Genomic DNA, 564 nt, shown 5'->3' with positions numbered 1-564 from the left:
CCCTGCTAGGGATTGCGGGGGCAGCGCTGGGGCTCTCGGATCGCGAACTGTGGGACCCGCAAGCGGGATGGAGCAAGCTCCGGGTCTCCGTGTGGATGGACGCACCGTCGGGTAAGGCCCGGGACATGTGGACCGTTCTCAAGATCAAGGACGGTAAACTCGGAGAGCGCTCTCCGTACTTTCGCGAACTCCTCTTTTATGTTCGCTACAAACTCGCCTACGGTGGAACCGCATCCCAGTTGGAAGAACTCGCCAGGGCGTTTCGCGATCCCGTGTTTCCACTCTCGCTGGGCCGCGACGACGAACTGTTGCTCGTCGAGGACGTGACACTCTACGAGGCCCAATCGGGTGAGCCGGTCTTCGGCGGCACCGTGCTTCCCACCGATATTCGTAAGATTCCCAGGCTGAAACCTGCACTGGCTCCGGGGACGGCCTTCGAACCCCCGGTCGTGGAACGGCTTCCCGTGGCTTTTGAGGTGGATAAAGAGGGCGTGCGCCATCCCCGAAACATCGAATTCTTCAGCTTTTTGCCGCCCCGTGTTCAGATAGAAGTTTTAGATCTCA

At 59.9% G+C, this 564-nt stretch carries 1 protein-coding gene; it reads left to right on the top strand.

Features of this window, described 5'->3' with window-relative positions:
- A partial coding sequence (locus tag ABJK56_RS05765) for a CRISPR-associated protein Cas5 (protein ID WP_347243714.1) occupies nt 1-564 on the top strand: 564 nt, incomplete at both ends.

It is taken from the genome of Thermogutta sp., assembly GCF_039793925.1.
GTDB lineage: Bacteria > Planctomycetota > Planctomycetia > Pirellulales > Thermoguttaceae > Thermogutta.
This window is presented reverse-complemented; position numbering and strand designations above follow the sequence as displayed.